Origin of the sequence: Vibrio sp. HS-50-1, from assembly GCF_024747315.1 — a bacterium.
Classification (GTDB): domain Bacteria; phylum Pseudomonadota; class Gammaproteobacteria; order Enterobacterales; family Vibrionaceae; genus Vibrio; species Vibrio diabolicus.
Map to the genome: position 1 here is coordinate 24,878 of NZ_JAMPZF010000040.1, position 17,171 is coordinate 42,048.

15 protein-coding genes are annotated in these 17,171 nt (G+C 47.5%); 7 read left to right on the forward strand and 8 right to left on the reverse strand.

The window, feature by feature from the left end; translation table 11 throughout:
- The first annotated feature begins 399 nt into the window (after positions 1-399).
- The 5 genes from ilvG to ilvA are packed head-to-tail and all read left to right on the forward strand — an operon-like array spanning position 400 to position 6,699.
- Complete coding sequence (ilvG, locus tag NDJ01_RS16985; RefSeq protein ID WP_005394061.1) at positions 400-2,046, forward strand: acetolactate synthase 2 catalytic subunit; 1,647 nt, start codon at positions 400-402, stop codon at positions 2,044-2,046.
- A gap of 11 nt (positions 2,047-2,057) precedes the next feature.
- The gene (ilvM, locus tag NDJ01_RS16990; RefSeq protein ID WP_005378958.1) at positions 2,058-2,342 is read left to right on the forward strand and encodes an acetolactate synthase 2 small subunit; all 285 of its coding nucleotides are present in this window, start codon (positions 2,058-2,060) and stop codon (positions 2,340-2,342) included.
- 12 nt (positions 2,343-2,354) lie between these two features.
- Positions 2,355-3,293 carry a branched-chain-amino-acid transaminase gene (gene ilvE / locus NDJ01_RS16995; protein WP_005378953.1) on the forward strand — a complete coding sequence of 313 codons (939 nt, stop codon included), beginning with the start codon at positions 2,355-2,357 and terminating at the stop codon, positions 3,291-3,293.
- Between the two features lie 14 nt (positions 3,294-3,307).
- Positions 3,308-5,149 carry a dihydroxy-acid dehydratase gene (gene ilvD, locus NDJ01_RS17000; RefSeq protein WP_139060355.1) on the forward strand — a complete coding sequence of 614 codons (1,842 nt, stop codon included), beginning with the start codon at positions 3,308-3,310 and terminating at the stop codon, positions 5,147-5,149.
- A 2-nt stretch (positions 5,150-5,151) separates the two neighbouring features.
- Positions 5,152-6,699, forward strand: coding sequence for a threonine ammonia-lyase, biosynthetic (ilvA, locus tag NDJ01_RS17005; RefSeq protein ID WP_053807526.1), 1,548 nt, complete (start codon positions 5,152-5,154; stop codon positions 6,697-6,699).
- 55 nt (positions 6,700-6,754) lie between these two features.
- On the opposite strand, the gene punR is transcribed toward ilvA, so the two are convergent.
- Positions 6,755-7,657 (reverse strand): DNA-binding transcriptional activator PunR, encoded by a 903-nt coding sequence (gene punR, locus NDJ01_RS17010; RefSeq protein ID WP_065646617.1) that lies wholly within the window; start codon positions 7,655-7,657, stop codon positions 6,755-6,757.
- Between the two features lie 152 nt (positions 7,658-7,809).
- Between punR and punC the strand changes: the two genes are divergently transcribed.
- Positions 7,810-9,015 (forward strand): purine nucleoside transporter PunC, encoded by a 1,206-nt coding sequence (gene punC / locus NDJ01_RS17015; RefSeq protein ID WP_031780373.1) that lies wholly within the window; start codon positions 7,810-7,812, stop codon positions 9,013-9,015.
- Positions 9,016-9,060: 45 nt separating this feature from the next.
- On the opposite strand, the gene NDJ01_RS17020 is transcribed toward punC, so the two are convergent.
- Positions 9,061-9,837, reverse strand: coding sequence for a transporter substrate-binding domain-containing protein (locus NDJ01_RS17020; RefSeq protein ID WP_005394073.1), 777 nt, complete (start codon positions 9,835-9,837; stop codon positions 9,061-9,063).
- Between the two features lie 115 nt (positions 9,838-9,952).
- On the opposite strand from NDJ01_RS17020, the gene NDJ01_RS17025 reads away from it, so the two are divergent.
- Positions 9,953-10,693, forward strand: a complete 741-nt coding sequence (locus tag NDJ01_RS17025; RefSeq protein ID WP_258587042.1) for an amino acid ABC transporter permease — start codon at positions 9,953-9,955, stop codon at positions 10,691-10,693.
- Between the two features lie 81 nt (positions 10,694-10,774).
- On the opposite strand, the gene glmU is transcribed toward NDJ01_RS17025, so the two are convergent.
- From glmU to atpH, 6 genes are all read right to left on the reverse strand, one after another.
- Positions 10,775-12,136, reverse strand: coding sequence for a bifunctional UDP-N-acetylglucosamine diphosphorylase/glucosamine-1-phosphate N-acetyltransferase GlmU (gene glmU, locus NDJ01_RS17030; RefSeq protein ID WP_005394079.1), 1,362 nt, complete (start codon positions 12,134-12,136; stop codon positions 10,775-10,777).
- Positions 12,137-12,285: 149 nt separating this feature from the next.
- Positions 12,286-12,708, reverse strand: a complete 423-nt coding sequence (locus NDJ01_RS17035) for a F0F1 ATP synthase subunit epsilon (protein ID WP_005378937.1) — start codon at positions 12,706-12,708, stop codon at positions 12,286-12,288.
- A gap of 18 nt (positions 12,709-12,726) precedes the next feature.
- Positions 12,727-14,130, reverse strand: a complete 1,404-nt coding sequence (gene atpD / locus NDJ01_RS17040) for a F0F1 ATP synthase subunit beta (RefSeq protein WP_005383849.1) — start codon at positions 14,128-14,130, stop codon at positions 12,727-12,729.
- 35 nt (positions 14,131-14,165) lie between these two features.
- Positions 14,166-15,032, reverse strand: coding sequence for a F0F1 ATP synthase subunit gamma (gene atpG / locus NDJ01_RS17045; protein ID WP_005394082.1), 867 nt, complete (start codon positions 15,030-15,032; stop codon positions 14,166-14,168).
- A 44-nt stretch (positions 15,033-15,076) separates the two neighbouring features.
- A complete protein-coding gene (atpA, locus tag NDJ01_RS17050; protein WP_005394084.1) occupies positions 15,077-16,618 on the reverse strand; it encodes a F0F1 ATP synthase subunit alpha in 1,542 nt (513 codons plus the stop codon).
- Positions 16,619-16,631: 13 nt separating this feature from the next.
- A complete protein-coding gene (gene atpH, locus NDJ01_RS17055; protein ID WP_005394085.1) occupies positions 16,632-17,165 on the reverse strand; it encodes a F0F1 ATP synthase subunit delta in 534 nt (177 codons plus the stop codon).
- Positions 17,166-17,171: the final 6 nt, after the last annotated feature.

Genomic DNA, 17,171 nt, shown 5'->3' on the forward strand with positions numbered 1-17,171 from the left:
GCGTCCCAATTGAGAGTTAATGTGAAAAAAGAATGACTTTTTGCTTGTCATGCAGCGGAATTGTGTGATACCACTAATGACGCAAACAATTTCGTAGAACATTACACAACATTTTTTAACGAAAAAAGAACGACAGACAGATGAACCTTTTCGCTCATATCAACGCACTGCTAGCCCTGATTATCGTGGTCATTATTGGCACCGCGCGGGGTATTGTGGGCGAAAGGTAACCACAAATTACAAAAAACCCCCGCACTGAAAAGTCCGGGGGTTTTTTTACAACTACAAGTTGTCATCTGTCTAACCCTCGGACAGTTTAACGGGAAGAATGGGAGTGCACATGAAGTGCAATAAATATGGCAATAGCTACGAGCCACAACGTAGCAAAGGAGGTTTACGATGACTGGTGCACAACTTGTCGTAGCCGCTTTAAGACAGCAAGGCATCGAAACCGTTTTTGGCTACCCTGGCGGGGCCATCATGCCAATCTACGATGCTTTGTATGACGGAGGGGTGGAGCACATCCTATGCCGTCATGAGCAAGGGGCCGCCATGGCCGCAATTGGTATGGCTCGTTCCACTCAAGACGTTGCTGTATGCATGGCAACTTCCGGCCCAGGGGCCACTAACCTTGTTACCGGCCTTGCCGACGCTTTCCTTGACTCCGTACCTCTAGTTGCCATCACAGGCCAGGTTGCTAGCTCTCATATCGGTACCGATGCATTCCAAGAAATGGATGTGATCGGAATGTCCCTAGCCTGTACTAAGCACAGCTATCTCGTGACCGAAATTGAAGACCTAGCGCCAACGCTAGCCGAAGCGTTTGAAGTGGCCAAAACGGGTCGTCCGGGTCCAGTCATTGTCGATATCGCCAAAGACGTTCAACTGGCTCAAACCCCAACAGATCTACTGCCTCCATACGTAGCGCCTGCAATCGAAGATGTCAGCGCTGAAGATATCAAACGTGCGCAAGATGTACTGGCGGCCTCAACTCGCCCAGTGTTGTATGTTGGTGGTGGCGTGCAACTCGCGAAAGCAACCGATGCAGTACGCGAATTCCTTCGCTTAAACCCAATGCCAGCAGTTAGCACACTAAAAGGCCTCGGTACCATTGAACGCCATGACCCTCACTATCTTGGTATGTTGGGCATGCACGGCACCAAAGCCGCTAACCTAGTGGTTCAAGAAGCCGATCTATTGATTGTGGTTGGCGCGCGTTTTGATGACCGTGTGACGGGTAAGCTCGACACGTTTGCACCAAATGCGAAAGTGATTCACATCGACATTGATGCTGCGGAGATTCATAAACTGCGCCACGCCAACGCACCATTACGTGGCGACATCAACACCATTCTTCCTCAGCTAGAGCTGACTCAAGATATCTCACCGTGGGTTCATCACAGTGAAAGTCTGCGCAGCGGCTTTAAGTGGCGTTACGACCACCCGGGCGAGTTAATCTACGCACCGCTATTGCTTAAACAACTGTCAGACATGATGCCAGACAGCTCAATTGTCTCGACTGATGTCGGTCAGCACCAGATGTGGGCAGCGCAACATATCCAGCCACGCGAACCACAAAATTTCATCACTTCTGCTGGCCTTGGCACCATGGGCTTTGGCTTGCCAGCAGCGATGGGGGCAGCAGTCGCACGTCCTGATGATCAGTCTATCCTTATTACAGGTGACGGTTCATTTATGATGAACGTGCAGGAATTGGGCACGCTGAAGCGTCGTCAGATTCCAGTGAAGATTGTCCTTCTTAATAACCAACGTCTTGGCATGGTTCGCCAATGGCAATCGCTGTTTTTCGACGGTCGCCACAGTGAAACCATTCTTGATGACAACCCAGATTTCGTGATGCTAGCCAAAGCGTTCGATATCCCGGGCAAGACCATCACCAAGAAAGAAGAAGTGGAGCCAGCGCTGAAAGAGATGCTAGCGAGTGAAACTTCTTACATGCTTCACGTTTTGATTGATGAAGAAGAAAACGTGTGGCCATTGGTGCCACCTGGCGCATCAAACAGTGATATGTTGGAAAATACATAGGAGACAATCGCATGGACAGATATTTACTCGACATCAAAGCCGATGACAAACCGGTACTGTTGGAGCGCGTTCTACGTGTGATTCGTCACCGAGGCTTCGTGATCAAACAAGTCGCTGCTACGCAAAACCATGAAAGTAAAGTAGCCAGCGTCGAGATCATTGTCGACAGCGATCGACCAATCTCGTTTTTGATCAATCAAATAGAGAAGTTGTGGGACGTTCGTAAGGTTGAGGTGCTAAAAATCCGCAACGATGAACTGCCAAATCACAACTTACAACAACACGTAAGTGCATAAGGAAGGCAACAAATGGCAACGAAAACTGCAGATTTCATTTGGTTTAATGGTGAGATGGTTCCATGGGCAGAGGCGAACGTTCACGTTCTAACTCACGCAATGCATTATGGTACATCCGTGTTTGAAGGCGTGCGCTGTTATAACACACCAAAAGGCCCAATTGTCTTCCGTCACCGTGAGCATGCACAACGTTTAAAAGATTCCGCCAAGATTTACCGTTTCCCGATCCCTTTTTCTGTAGAAGAAATCATGGAAGCGACCCGCGAAACACTGCGCCAAAACAAACTCGATAGCGCTTACATTCGTCCATTAGGTTTTGTCGGTAATGTTGGTTTGGGCGTGTGCCCACCAGTTGGCACTGAAATGGATCTAATCATTGCGGCATTTCCTTGGGGCTCTTACTTAGGCGAAGAAGCGCTAGAGAAAGGCGTGGATGCGATGATTTCAAGCTGGAACCGCGCGGCACCAAACACCATCCCGACAGCAGCCAAGGCCGGCGGTAACTACCTATCTTCACTACTGGTTGGTGGTGAAGCCCGTCGTCACGGATACGACGAAGGTATCGCACTGAGCGTTGATGGTTACCTATCTGAAGGGGCTGGCGAAAACATCTTCGTTATCAAAGATGGCGTGATCACCACACCACCAGCAACCAGCGCGATTCTGCCAGGCATCACTCGTGATTCGATCATGACGATTGCACGCGATAAAGGCTACGAAGTACGTGAAGCCAACATTGCTCGTGAAGCCCTTTACCTTGCCGATGAAGTCTTCATGACAGGTACTGCGGCTGAAATTGTGCCAGTGGCAACCATCGACAAAATTGAAGTGGGCACAGGTAAACGCGGCCCAATCACTAAAGAACTACAAGCAGCCTACTTTGGCCTATTTGACGGCACCACGGAAGATAAGTGGGGCTGGTTAGACTATGTGTACCCAGAACAGAAGTAAGAAGGATTTAAGAAATGCCAAAATATAGATCAGCAACCACAACACATGGTCGTAACATGGCGGGTGCACGAGCACTATGGCGTGCAACGGGTGTGAAAGAAGAAGACTTCGGTAAACCAATCATTGCCGTCGTAAACTCGTTTACTCAATTTGTTCCGGGTCACGTACACCTAAAAGACATGGGTCAGCTTGTCGCACGCGAAATTGAAAAAGCTGGCGGTATTGCCAAAGAGTTCAACACCATCGCGGTTGATGATGGTATCGCAATGGGTCACGGCGGCATGCTGTACTCACTGCCTTCACGCGAACTGATCGCAGACTCAGTAGAATACATGGTGAATGCGCATTGTGCTGATGCCATGGTATGTATCTCTAACTGTGACAAAATCACTCCGGGAATGTTGATGGCATCTATGCGTCTTAACATCCCAGTTATCTTTGTTTCTGGTGGCCCGATGGAAGCGGGTAAAACAAAGCTTTCTGATCAGATCATCAAACTAGACCTTGTTGATGCAATGATCCAAGGCGCGGATCCAAAAGTATCTGATGAGCAAAGCGAGCAAATCGAACGCAGCGCATGTCCAACCTGTGGATCGTGTTCAGGCATGTTCACGGCAAACTCGATGAACTGTCTAACGGAAGCGCTGGGTCTTTCTCAGCCGGGCAACGGTTCTATGCTGGCAACGCACGCTGACCGTGAACAGCTGTTCCTTAATGCAGGTCGTCGCATCGTTGAACTGACTCGTCGTTACTACGAGCAAGATGACGAATCAGCACTGCCTCGCAACATCGCTACGTTTGATGCCTTCGAAAACGCAATGGCACTGGATATTGCAATGGGTGGCTCAACCAACACCATTTTGCACCTGTTGGCTGCAGCGCAAGAAGGTGAAGTGGATTTCGATATGGAAGATATCGATCGCCTATCACGCCAAGTACCACACCTATGTAAAGTGGCACCATCTACCCAGAAATATCACATGGAAGACGTACACCGCGCTGGTGGCGTAATGGCGATTCTTGGTGAATTAGATCGTGCTGGTCTACTGCACAATGATGCGCGCACCGTACTGGGTCTTTCAATGAAAGAGCAGTTGGCAAAATACGACATCATCCAAACGGAAGACCAAGAAGTACTTAAATTCTACCGTGCCGGTCCGGCTGGTATTCGTACCACCCAAGCGTTCTCGCAAGATTGTCGTTGGGATCGCCTTGATGACGACCGTGCAGAAGGTTGTATTCGCGCGAAAGACAACGCCTTCAGCCAAGAAGGTGGCCTAGCCGTTCTATCAGGCAACATCGCATTGGATGGCTGTATCGTTAAGACAGCCGGTGTTGATGAAAGCATTCTTAAGTTCACTGGTCCAGCTGTGGTATTTGAGAGCCAAGAAGATGCGGTGGAAGGCATCTTGGGTGGCAAAGTCAAAGCAGGTGACGTGGTTGTTATCCGTTACGAGGGCCCTAAAGGTGGTCCGGGCATGCAAGAAATGCTTTACCCAACCACTTACCTAAAATCGATGGGCCTTGGTAAAGAATGTGCACTGCTGACTGACGGTCGCTTCTCTGGTGGTACATCAGGACTCTCTATCGGCCATGCTTCTCCTGAAGCCGCTAACGGCGGTGCTATTGGACTGGTGAAACCGGGCGATATGATCGCGATTGATATTCCGAACCGTTCAATTTCACTCGAAGTGTCTGAACAAGAACTTGCAGAGCGCCGTGCAAAACAAGATGAACTTGGCTGGAAACCTGTTGATCGTCAAAGAGAAGTTTCCTTTGCACTTAAAGCGTACGCGAGCATGGCCACCAGTGCTGACAAGGGTGCAGTACGAGACAAGTCGAAGCTAGAGGGCTAGCAATGATGGAATCTCAACCCGAAAAGAAAGTAAATCAAACTGGCGCAGACTATCTGCGCCAAATCCTCCGCGCTCCGGTGTATGAAGTCGCAACAGTAACACCACTGCAAGAAATGCCTCGTTTATCTGCGCGTATTGGTAACAATGTGCAAATCAAGCGCGAAGATCGCCAACCCGTGCACTCATTTAAATTACGCGGTGCGTACAACATGGTGGCAAGTTTATCTGAAGCGCAGAAAGCCGCTGGTGTCATCGCTGCATCGGCAGGTAACCATGCTCAAGGCATGGCACTGTCTGGCACTAAGCTGGGAATCAAAACCACTATCGTGATGCCAAAGACCACGCCGGATATCAAAGTCGACGCAGTACGCAGCTTTGGTGGCAATGTGGTACTACACGGCAGCAACTTTGATGAAGCAAAAGCAGAAGCCGAACGTTTGTCAGAGCAATATGGCTATACTTTTGTGCCCCCCTTTGATCACCCACTGGTGATCGCAGGTCAAGGCACCATCGGTATGGAAATGCTGCAACAAAATGGTCACCTTGATTACATCTTTGTTCCTGTCGGTGGCGGCGGTTTGGCCGCTGGTGTTGCGGTACTCGTGAAGCAGTTAATGCCAGAAATCAAAGTCATTGCTGTAGAGCCGGAAGACTCATCTTGTCTTAAAGCCGCGCTGGATGCTGGTGAACCTGTCGTACTAGACCAAGTCAGCATGTTTGCCGATGGCGTCGCAGTAAAGCGCATTGGTGAAGAGACTTTCCGTCTGTGCCAGAAGTACATTGATGGCCATATTGCGGTCTCTAGTGATGAAATCTGCGCAGCCGTAAAAGACATCTTTGAAGATACCCGTGCGATTGCTGAGCCTTCGGGTGCGCTTGCTCTGGCCGGTTTGAAGAAATTTGCTGAACAGAACAAGCTGAAAGACAAAAACCTAGGCACGGTACTGTCTGGCGCAAACACCAACTTCCACGGGTTACGCTATGTGTCAGAACGTTGCGAGCTAGGTGAAAAACGTGAAGGTTTATTGGCAGTGACGATCCCTGAACGCCAAGGAGCGTTCTTTGAGTTCTGTAACTTGATTGGCGGCCGTGCAGTTACGGAGTTTAACTATCGTTATAACGATGACGAACTCGCTAATATCTTTGTCGGTGTCCGTCTGCAAGGCGGTCAAGAAGAGTTGGAAAACATCATTCACGATCTACGTGAAGGTGGCTATCCGGTGGTTGACCTTTCTGACGATGAAATGGCGAAGCTACACGTTCGCTACATGATCGGCGGGAAGCCATCGAAGCAACTCAAAGAGCGACTCTACAGCTTTGAATTTCCAGAGTACCCAGGTGCCTTGCTGAAATTCTTAAGCACTCTTGGTACCCATTGGAATATTAGCTTGTTCAACTACCGTAACCACGGCGCAGACTACGGACGCGTTTTATGTGGTTTCGAGTTAGATGAAGGAGATTTAGCTCAGTTTTCGGCACATTTGCGCGAACTTGGCTATCAATGCAAAGACGAAACAGACAACCCGTCTTACAAGTTCTTCCTGTCATAAAACGCCACGCTCCAAACATATCAAATAAAACACCTCGCTATTGCGAGGTGTTTTTTTATGACTGTAACCAATCTTGATGTAGTTGATTAGGCGATCCTAGGTAATCCACCATCCATTGGATCAATTTATGATTATCATCTTTGCGCCAGACCAAGCAACAATGACTGAGCGGCTTATCATCTGGCATCACCTTCTCCACCAGCACACCATCATTGATCAGTGGCGTTGCAATATGACGTGGCATATAACCCACGCCAACTCCATTTTTCAAACATTCAATTGCACTGTACCAGTTGGGTAGTAACAATCGGCGTTGTTGCGGATAATGGCCAGTATGGCGCTTTGGCAGCACGTTCGAAGTATCATCAAGGCAGATCGCCGGAAATTGACTCACAAACTCTTCAGTAAGCACTTGTTGGCGAACACAGGGATGAGCGGGAGACATCACAAATGCCCAATCCAATACGCCCATATCTTTGACTTCAAAATCCCCACCAACGGGAACCGCAGACGTGGCTCCAACGACTATATCAGCTCGTCCTTGTGCTATAGCCTCCCAAGAACCATTGAAGACCTCCATATTGATCTGCAATTCAGCAAATTCAAACTCGCGATAAAAATCTTCCACCAAAGGCTTGAGCTTCTCTAACTTCACCACGTTATCTAAGGTCAGTTTTAACGTGCTCTTCCATCCTTGAGCGACTCGGCGTGTTTGTGCTTTCACCTCTTCCATTTGACGCAGCAAAGAGCGCGCCTCGGCCATAAAAAGTTCACCCGCTGGAGTTAGCTCCACTTTCCTCGGTAAGCGTCGAAACAGCACCACATCTAAATCTTGCTCGACCTGCCTTACTCCATAACTGATGGCTGAAGGGACTTTATGCAGCACCTCAGCCGCAGCGGTGAAACTGCCTAAACGGGCAACCGTATCCAGCATTTCCAGAGACGCTTTAGAGAACATGATTTAACCTTTCAAAAAATTTGATTGATAACCAACAATTTTAGCGTTTTATTTTCTTAAAATCGAAAAATAGAATAATAAGGTAAATAAATCAGGGTTGGCGCCAACTGATGTTGATTAAAAAATGATTAAATAATTTGACTGGTTGAATCATGAAAATATCAAAACTACAGCTCATTTATCTGGCAGCATTATCGATGCTTGGCTTCGTTGCTACCGATATGTATCTGCCAGCATTCAAAGCGATGGAAATCGACTTTGCAACAGGCCCTGAGCAAATAGCGCTCTCTTTAACAGTATTCCTAGTTGGTATGGCGGTTGGCCAGCTAATGTGGGGATTGGCATCCGATAAATTTGGCCACCGCAATACACTCGCGGCCGGGTTAGTGCTGTTTACTATCGCGTCATTCGGTTTGGCTTTCTGTGACCAAGTATGGCAACTACTGACACTGCGCTTTATCCAAGCTATCGGTGTATGTGCACCAGCCGTGATCTGGCAAGCTATGGTCATTAAACGCTACTCAAGCAGCAGTCAGCAAATTTTCGCAACGATCATGCCGTTAGTCGCGCTATCACCAGCGCTAGCACCTCAATTAGGGGTAGTGTTGGCAGATAACTTCGGCTGGCACAGTATCTTTATTACGCTAACACTAGTTGGTGTCTTCTTGGTCTTTGCGACAATGGCCCAAAAAGACGAGAAAGCAGAAATCAAACAAACCAGTATGTCTGCCGACATCAAAGCGCTGCTGAGTTCTAAAAAGTACCTTGGCAACGTGTTTATGTTTGCGACGGCTTCGGCTGCATTCTTTGCTTACCTAACTGGTATGCCAGAAATCATGGCGCAACTAGGCTATGAAGCAAAAGATATTGGTTTGAGCTTTATCCCACAAACTATCGCGTTTATGGCTGGTGGTTACTTGGGTAAAGTCGGCGTTCGTAAATTTGGTGATGAAAAAGTTCTACGTCAATTGATTGGACTATTTAGTGTCGCGGCAATAATGATATTCATTGCCTCACAATGGGAACTGTCTTCTATCTGGCCAATTCTAGCGCCTTTCTGTTTAATTGCGGTAGCCAATGGTGCGCTATACCCAATCGTAGTAAACCGCGCGTTGGCAAGTGCTAAGCAAAGCCCTGCAACAGCTGCAGGCCTGCAAAACAGCTTACAAATTACTGTGAGCAGTCTATCAAGCGCATTAGTTGCTGCAATGGCAAGCCAAGCTCAAATGGTAACGGGCGTTGCAATCATCATCTGTATGGGTGGTCTTTGGATGGGTTACATCTTATCTAACCGTGAATTGTCTCAGCACTTCACGACTCCAGACAATGCTCGTGTAGTGAGTGAAGACGAACTTTAATTGTTCAGATAATAAAAAAGAGCCGCGTAATGCGGCTCTTTTTGTTTATAAGCTTTTCAACCCCCACTTCTTGGCAGTCAGCTTGAAAAAGCCTTGGGTCTTTTTCAGCTCAACCCAATGGTTGATGTAATTAATCCATACTTGATCGTCTTGCGGCAACAGCATCGCAATTGGTGTCGGTTTACGCGGAGCGGTCACTGGTACTATCGCCAGTTGTTTAAACTTGTCCACCAACGTCGCTGCTTCCACATTGGACGTCACCGATACATCGGCCCTGCGAGCTAGTAATTCTTGGAAGTCGCGCGCTGGCGCTTCAATCACAATGTGTTGAGCCAGCGGGAAAAACTCTTTCACCATTTTTTCTTGCACCGTTCCTAGTGTCGCCGCGACTTTCACATCAGGCGTATTAAAATCTGCCCAATCAGAGAATTTGGCGAGATCTTTCTTTTGCACAACAGGTACAAAGGCAAGGTAGAAATACGGTTGGCTGTATCCAGCGACTTTCGCGCGCGACATATTCAGGGACGCGCTGCCAGTAATATCGTATTTGTTGGCGGTAATGCCATTGACTAGCGTCTTCCAATCCGTGGCTACATACTCTACTTTTACACCGAGATCTTTAGCAAGCTCTGTCGTTACGTCGATATCAAAGCCACGATAACTGTTGGTTGCAGGGTCTTTCATCGTCATCGGATTCCAATCTCCCGTCGTTCCAACACGGAGTACACCACTGTCTAAAATGGATTGAAGACGGCTTTCAGCATGAGCAATTTGAGTTGCAGCAAGTAAACACATTCCTAGCGCTAGTAAAATCTTTTTCATTTTTATTCCCTTAAAAATAATGACCTTATGCGGTTTAATGATTAACCTTTATTAAAGCTCTATTGATAACATAGCAGCAACAATGGAAGTTTTTTAGTTAATTCAGGGAGTAAATGTGACCTTTCGAACTCTATGGCTGATTTCGCTGCTGTTGCTCACAGGTTGCTCAGATTATCAATGGGGCTGGTATGTGCTCGATCCCTCCACGGAGCAAGGACTCACCAATCTGAAGTTTTTAATCGCCGGATTTAGTGACACCATCCAAGTATCACTCCTCAGTATGTTATTTGCGATGACCTTAGGTTTAATCATCGCCCTACCGGCTCTGTCGAACTCTCCCTACTTGAAGTGGATCAACCGCATTTATGTCGAGGTAGTCCGTTCAGTGCCTGTTTTAGTCTTACTACTTTGGGTGTATTACGGCATGCCAACGCTGTTGGATGTCTCACTCAATCACTTTTGGGCGGGTGTTATTGCCCTGACCATTGCTGAGAGTGCGTTTATGGCGGAGGTGTTTCGCGGCGGAATCCAAGCCATCAGTCGTGGCCAGCATGAAGCGGCTGAATCTTTGGGCTTAAGCTATTGGCAAAAGATGCACTTGGTAATTCTTCCCCAAGCGTTTCGACAAATTCTCCCACCATTGGGCAATCAATTTGTCTACATCCTCAAGATGAGCTCTTTAGTCAGTGTGATTGGTTTAAGCGATCTCACTCGCCGTGCCAATGAGCTGGTGGTGCATGAGTACTTACCCCTAGAGATTTATACCTTCCTCGTTTTGGAGTACTTGTTGCTCATTCTATTCGTATCCCAAGCCGTTCGTTGGCTCGAAAAACGCATCGCCATTCCCAGTTACTAACGATGAAGCCTTTAGCTAGAAACAACAAAGCCGCTCTTGTTGAGCGGCTTTGACAATATATCTACAGAGTGCAGGTACTGCTTATTTCTGTTTTACAGGGCGTTGCCAGCCATTAATTTTGCGCTCTTTGACGCGAGTAATCACTAACTCGCCTTCTTCAACATCTTTTGTCAGCGTCGTGCCTGCACCGATGGTTGCGCCATCAGCGATAGTGACAGGAGCCACCAGCTGACTATCAGAACCAACAAATACATCATTACCGATGATGGTTTTAAACTTGTTCGCACCATCGTAGTTACAAGTAATCGTACCGGCACCGATGTTCGTACGTTGACCGATTTCAGCATCACCAAGGTAAGTTAGGTGGTTCGCTTTTGAGCCTTCTCCGATGCGCGCATTTTTCACTTCTACGAAGTTACCCACATGGGAATCGTTACGCATCTCAGCACCAGGACGAAGGCGAGTAAATGGACCAACGGTACATTCTTCACCAACCGTTGCACCTTCAATCACACTGTAAGGGCGAACGATGGTGTTGTCGTCGATTTCGCAATCTTTCAGTACACAGCCAGCACCGATAACCACGTTATCACCGAGTGATACTTTACCTTCAATGATAACATTCACGTCAATTTCACAGTCCATACCGCACTGCAACTCACCACGCAAATCAAAGCGTGCTGGATCGCGTAGCATCACACCTTGCTCTAGTAGCTTCTGAGCTTGCATTGATTGGAAGGCACGCTCTAGACGAGCAAGCTGTGCACGGTCGTTGACCCCTTCCACTTCAATCGCGTTTACTGGGTGTACTGCCTCAACGGCACGACCTTCATCATGTGCGGCTGCAATAACGTCAGTTAGGTAGTACTCGCCTTGCGCGTTGTTATTGTTTAAGCCAGACAACCAACGCTTAAGATCCCCACCAGTCGCAACCATCACGCCAGTGTTGATCTCTTTAATTTGTTTTTGTTCTTCCGTTGCGTCTTTTTGCTCAACAATCGCAACAACAGGACCATTTTTACGAATAATACGACCATAACCTGTTGGGTTATCAAGCATCACTGTAAGCAGTGCAATACCACCAGTTGGTTGAGCATCCAACAAATTCTCGATGGTTTCAGCTGAGATTAATGGCACATCACCATAAAGCACGAGGATTTTCTCATCGTCTTCGAAGCGAGGAGATGCTTGGTCAACTGCATGGCCAGTTCCCAACTGATCCGCTTGCAGCACCCAGTTTACTGGCTCTTCAGCAAGAGTGGTTTGCATTTGATCACCACCGTGACCAAATACTAAGTGAATATTTTGTGCACCAAGACCAGTACATGTATCAATCACATGTTTTGCCATTGGCTTCCCTGCCAAAGTGTGTAGCACTTTAGGCATGTTCGAATGCATACGGGTACCTTTACCCGCAGCAAGAATCACAGCACTGAATTTCATTGAGAACCTATTGACGTTTTATGTTAATTGGCCGTTATTTTAAACAGCTCTTTTAAAATAGTTAATGGAGTAAGGTAAATTTCCAACTAAAATTAATCAAAAAGGCGACCATTTGGCCGCCTTTTGTCATGCAACGTTGCTAATTGAGCTTAGCGACGCTTTTTTGTCAGCTCGATAACTCGTAGCTGAGCAATGGCTTTAGCCAGTTCACTGGCCGCTTGTGCGAAGTCCATGTCACCATGCTGATTCTGGATTTGCTCCTCAGCGCGGCGCTTGGCTTCTTCTGCCTTCGCTGCGTCTAGCTCTTCACCACGGATAGCGGTATCAGCCAGTACAGTCGCTGTACCAGGCTGAATCTCTACCATACCACCAGAAACATAAATGATTTCTTCGTGGCCGTGCTGTTTCACAATACGCACCATACCAGGCTTGATAGCGGTCAGCAGCGGTGTGTGACCATGGAAAATACCAAGTTCACCTTCGCTACCGGTCACCTGAAACGTTTCAACACGACCAGAGAAGATTTTCTTCTCAGCGCTTACTACGTCTAGGTGAAAGGTTATTGCTGCCATATCGCCTCCTAGTTAGCCTTATAGCTTCTTCGCATTCTCAATAGCATCGTCGATGCTACCGCAGTACATGAATGCCTGCTCAGGAATGTCGTCGTATTCACCAGCTAGTAGACCTTTGAAGCCACGTAGAGTCTCTTTTAGAGGTACGTAAATACCAGGGTCACCTGTAAATACTTCTGCTACGTGGTAAGGCTGAGTTAGGAAACGCTCAATCTTACGTGCACGAGATACAACTTGCTTATCTTCTTCAGATAGCTCGTCCATACCTAGGATAGCAATGATGTCTTTCAGCTCTTTGTAGCGCTGAAGTGTCTGCTGAACGCCACGAGCAACTTCGTAGTGATCTTGACCAACTACTAGTGGATCAAGCATACGAGATGTTGAATCTAGTGGGTCGATCGCAGGGTATAGACCCATTGCAGCGATGTTACGGTTAAGTACAACCGTTGCATCCAAGTGCGCGAACGTTGTTGCTGGAGACGGGTCAGTCAAGTCATCCGCAGGTACGTATACCGCCTGTACAGACGTGATAGAACCTGATTTCGTTGACGTGATACGCTCCTGAAGTACACCCATCTCTTCTGCAAGAGTTGGCTGGTAACCTACCGCAGAAGGCATACGACCTAGCAGTGCCGATACCTCTGTACCTGCCAGTGTGTAACGGTAGATGTTATCAATGAACAGTAGTACGTCACGACCTTCGTCACGGAAACGTTCTGCCATTGTTAGACCAGTCAGTGCAACACGTAGACGGTTACCTGGTGGCTCGTTCATCTGACCGTAAACCATCGCTACTTTCGATTCTTCAGGCTTCTCAACGTTTACAACGCCCGCTTCCTGCATCTCGTAGTAGAAATCGTTACCTTCACGAGTACGCTCACCAACACCCGCAAATACGGATAGACCTGAGTGCTGTAGTGCGATGTTGTTGATAAGTTCCATCATGTTAACGGTCTTACCTACACCTGCACCACCGAATAGACCGATTTTACCACCCTTAGCGAATGGACAAATTAGGTCGATTACTTTAACGCCCGTTTCTAGAAGTGCGATCTCGTTTGATTGTTCTTCGTAGCTTGGTGCGCTGCGGTGGATAGAGTAAACCTCTTCCGCGCCCACTTCACCACGCTCATCAATCGCGTCACCTAGGACGTTCATGATACGACCTAGAGTTTTAGTACCGACTGGTACTGAAATTGGAGCGCCAGTGTTAACCACTTCAACTCCACGACGTAAACCATCAGAGCTACCCATTACGATACAACGAACTACGCCACCGCCTAGCTGTTGTTGAACTTCAAGAACTAGACGCTCTTTTGAGTCCGTTACGTTTAGAGCGTCATATACACTAGGTACATTGCTCTGTGGGAACTCTACGTCGACTACCGCACCGATGATCTGTACGATCTTACCTGTAGCCATCGTTAATCCTCTAAACTATTTCGTTTTACCTAAGCTTAAACCGCAGCTGCACCACCAACGATTTCCGATAGTTCTTGTGTGATCGCAGCCTGACGGGCTTTGTTGTACACAAGTTCCAAATCGTCAATCAAGTTGGTTGCGTTATCCGTTGCAGCCTTCATCGCAATCATTCGAGCCGCTTGTTCACAAGCAAGGTTCTCAACCACACCTTGGTATACCTGAGACTCTACGTAACGCACTAGTAGCGTATCCAGTAGAGGTTTTGGCTCAGGCTCATAGATGTAGTCCCATGAGTGCTCACGCTGCATCTCTTCGCTGTCCGATTTAGGCAAAGGTAGCAATTGATCGATCGTTGGTTGCTGAACCATAGTATTCACAAACTTGTTGAATACTACGTATAGACGGTCCAGTTCACCTTCATCGTATTTCTTCAGCATTACGCCAACAGAACCGATTAGGTCTTCTAAGCTTGGGTTATCACCCAGGCCAGAAACCTGTGCCGCAACTTTTGCGCCACCATGTTTAAAGAAAGCTGTTGCTTTTGAGCCAACAACGGCAAGCTCAATCTCAGCACCTTTCTCTCTCCATGCTTGCATGTCTGTAACGGCTTTTTTGAACACGTTAATGTTCAAACCACCACACAGACCACGGTCTGTCGAAACGATGATGTAACCAACACGTTTAGCTTCACGCTCTTCTAGGTACGGATGACGGTACTCTAGGTTTGCGTTAGCCACATGACCGATCACTTTACGCATTGTTTCAGCGTATGGACGAGAAGCTTCCATTGCATCTTGAGAACGACGCATTTTTGAAGCTGCTACCATTTCCATCGCTTTCGTAATTTTCTGCGTGCTTTTAACACTACCGATTTTATTACGTATCTCTTTTGCGCCGGCCATCGTTACTCTCCGTTAGTTGGTGGCAGAAACTGCCACCGACCTAATTACCAAGTTTGGGTTGCTTTGAAGTCGTCAGTCAGTTTCTTCAACTGAGCTTCGATTTCATCGTTGTAAGCGCCAGACTTGTCGATCTCAGCTGCTAGTTCAGCGTATTGACCGCGAGCGTACGATAGTAGAGCCGCCTCGAAATCTAGAACTTTGTTAAGTTCTACATCATCAAGGTAACCGCGCTCTGCCGCGAAGATAGTTAGAGCTTGGTCAAATACAGACATTGGAGCGTACTGCTTCTGCTTCATTAGTTCTGTTACTTTTTGACCATGGTCTAGCTGTTTCTTCGTTGCTTCATCAAGGTCAGAAGAGAACTGAGCAAATGCTGCTAGTTCGCGGTATGCAGCTAGTGCTGTACGGATACCACCTGATAGTTTCTTGATGATTTTCGTCTGAGCTGAACCACCTACACGAGATACTGAGATACCTGGGTCAACCGCTGGACGAACACCGGCGTTGAATAGCTCAGTTTGTAGGAAGATCTGACCATCGGTAATCGAGATTACGTTAGTCGGTACGAATGCTGAAACGTCACCTGCTTGAGTTTCGATGATAGGAAGAGCAGTCAATGAACCAGTCTTACCTTTCACTTCACCGTTAGTGAAACGCTCTACGTACTCTTCGTTTACACGAGCTGCACGCTCTAGTAGACGCGAGTGTAAGTAGAATACGTCACCTGGGAATGCCTCACGGCCTGGTGGACGTTTAAGTAGTAGAGAGATCTGACGGTAAGCTACCGCTTGCTTAGATAGGTCATCGTAAACAATCAGTGCGTCTTCACCGCGATCGCGGAAGTATTCACCCATCGCACAACCTGCGTATGGCGCTAGGTATTGCAGCGCTGCAGATTCAGAAGCTGATGCAACTACAACAATCGTGTTTTGTAGTGCGCCGTGCTCTTCTAGTTTGCGAACTACGTTAGCGATAGTCGATGCTTTCTGACCAATTGCTACGTAGATAGAGAAAATACCAGAGTCTTTCTGGTTGATGATCGCGTCGATCGCCAGTGCTGTTTTACCAATCTGACGGTCACCGATAATAAGCTCACGCTGACCACGACCGATTGGGATCATTGAGTCAACTGACTTATAACCAGTTTGCACAGGTTGGTCTACCGATTTACGGTCGATTACACCTGGTGCGATCACTTCTACAGGCGAAGTCATTTTCGCTTCGATTGGACCTTTACCATCGATAGGCTCACCCAGCGTGTTTACTACGCGGCCTAGTAGTTCTGGACCAACTGGCACTTCAAGAATGCGGCCAGTACCTGTAACTTTCATGCCTTCCTTAAGGTCAGCATATGGGCCCATTACAACCGCACCAACCGAGTCACGCTCAAGGTTAAGTGCCAGTGCATAACGGCCACCCGGTAATTCAATCATTTCACCTTGCATCACGTCCGCTAGGCCGTGGATGCGGATGATACCATCGCTTACCGATACGATAGTACCCTCGTTGCGAGCTTCACTAACAACTTCGAAAGATTCGATGCGTTGTTTGATTAGATCGCTAATTTCCGTGGAATTAAGTTGCATGCTCCAATCCCCATTAAGACTGCAATGCATCGCTCAGGCGGTTCAAACGACCACGCGCTGAGTCATCGATGACTAGGTCTCCGGCTCGAATAATAACCCCACCAAGTAGGGTCTCATCTACACTGCAATTCAGCTTCACTTTGCGTTCAAGACGCTTTTCAAGTTTGCTGCCAATGTTTGCAAGTTGCTCATCAGAAAGTTCTGTTGCTGAAATGACTTCAACATCGATTTCTTTCTCATGCTCTTTCTTCAGAGTGTAAAACTCTGTGCAAACATCAGGAAGGGCCGCTAAACGACCATTCTCAGCCATCACCTTCAAAAGGTTTTGACCGTGCGTATCAACTTGTTCGCCGCAAACTGCAACAAAAATCTCTGCCATTTTATCAGCAGAAACCGAACCGGTTAGAAGTTCGTTCATTTGTTCGTTTTTGGCCACTTCAGCAGCAAAAGATAACATTTGGCCCCATTGGTCCAACTGGTCTTTCTCTAAAGCAAAGTCGAAGGCTGCTTTAGCATAGGGGCGTGCGATAGTAGTCAAATCAGACATATGCGC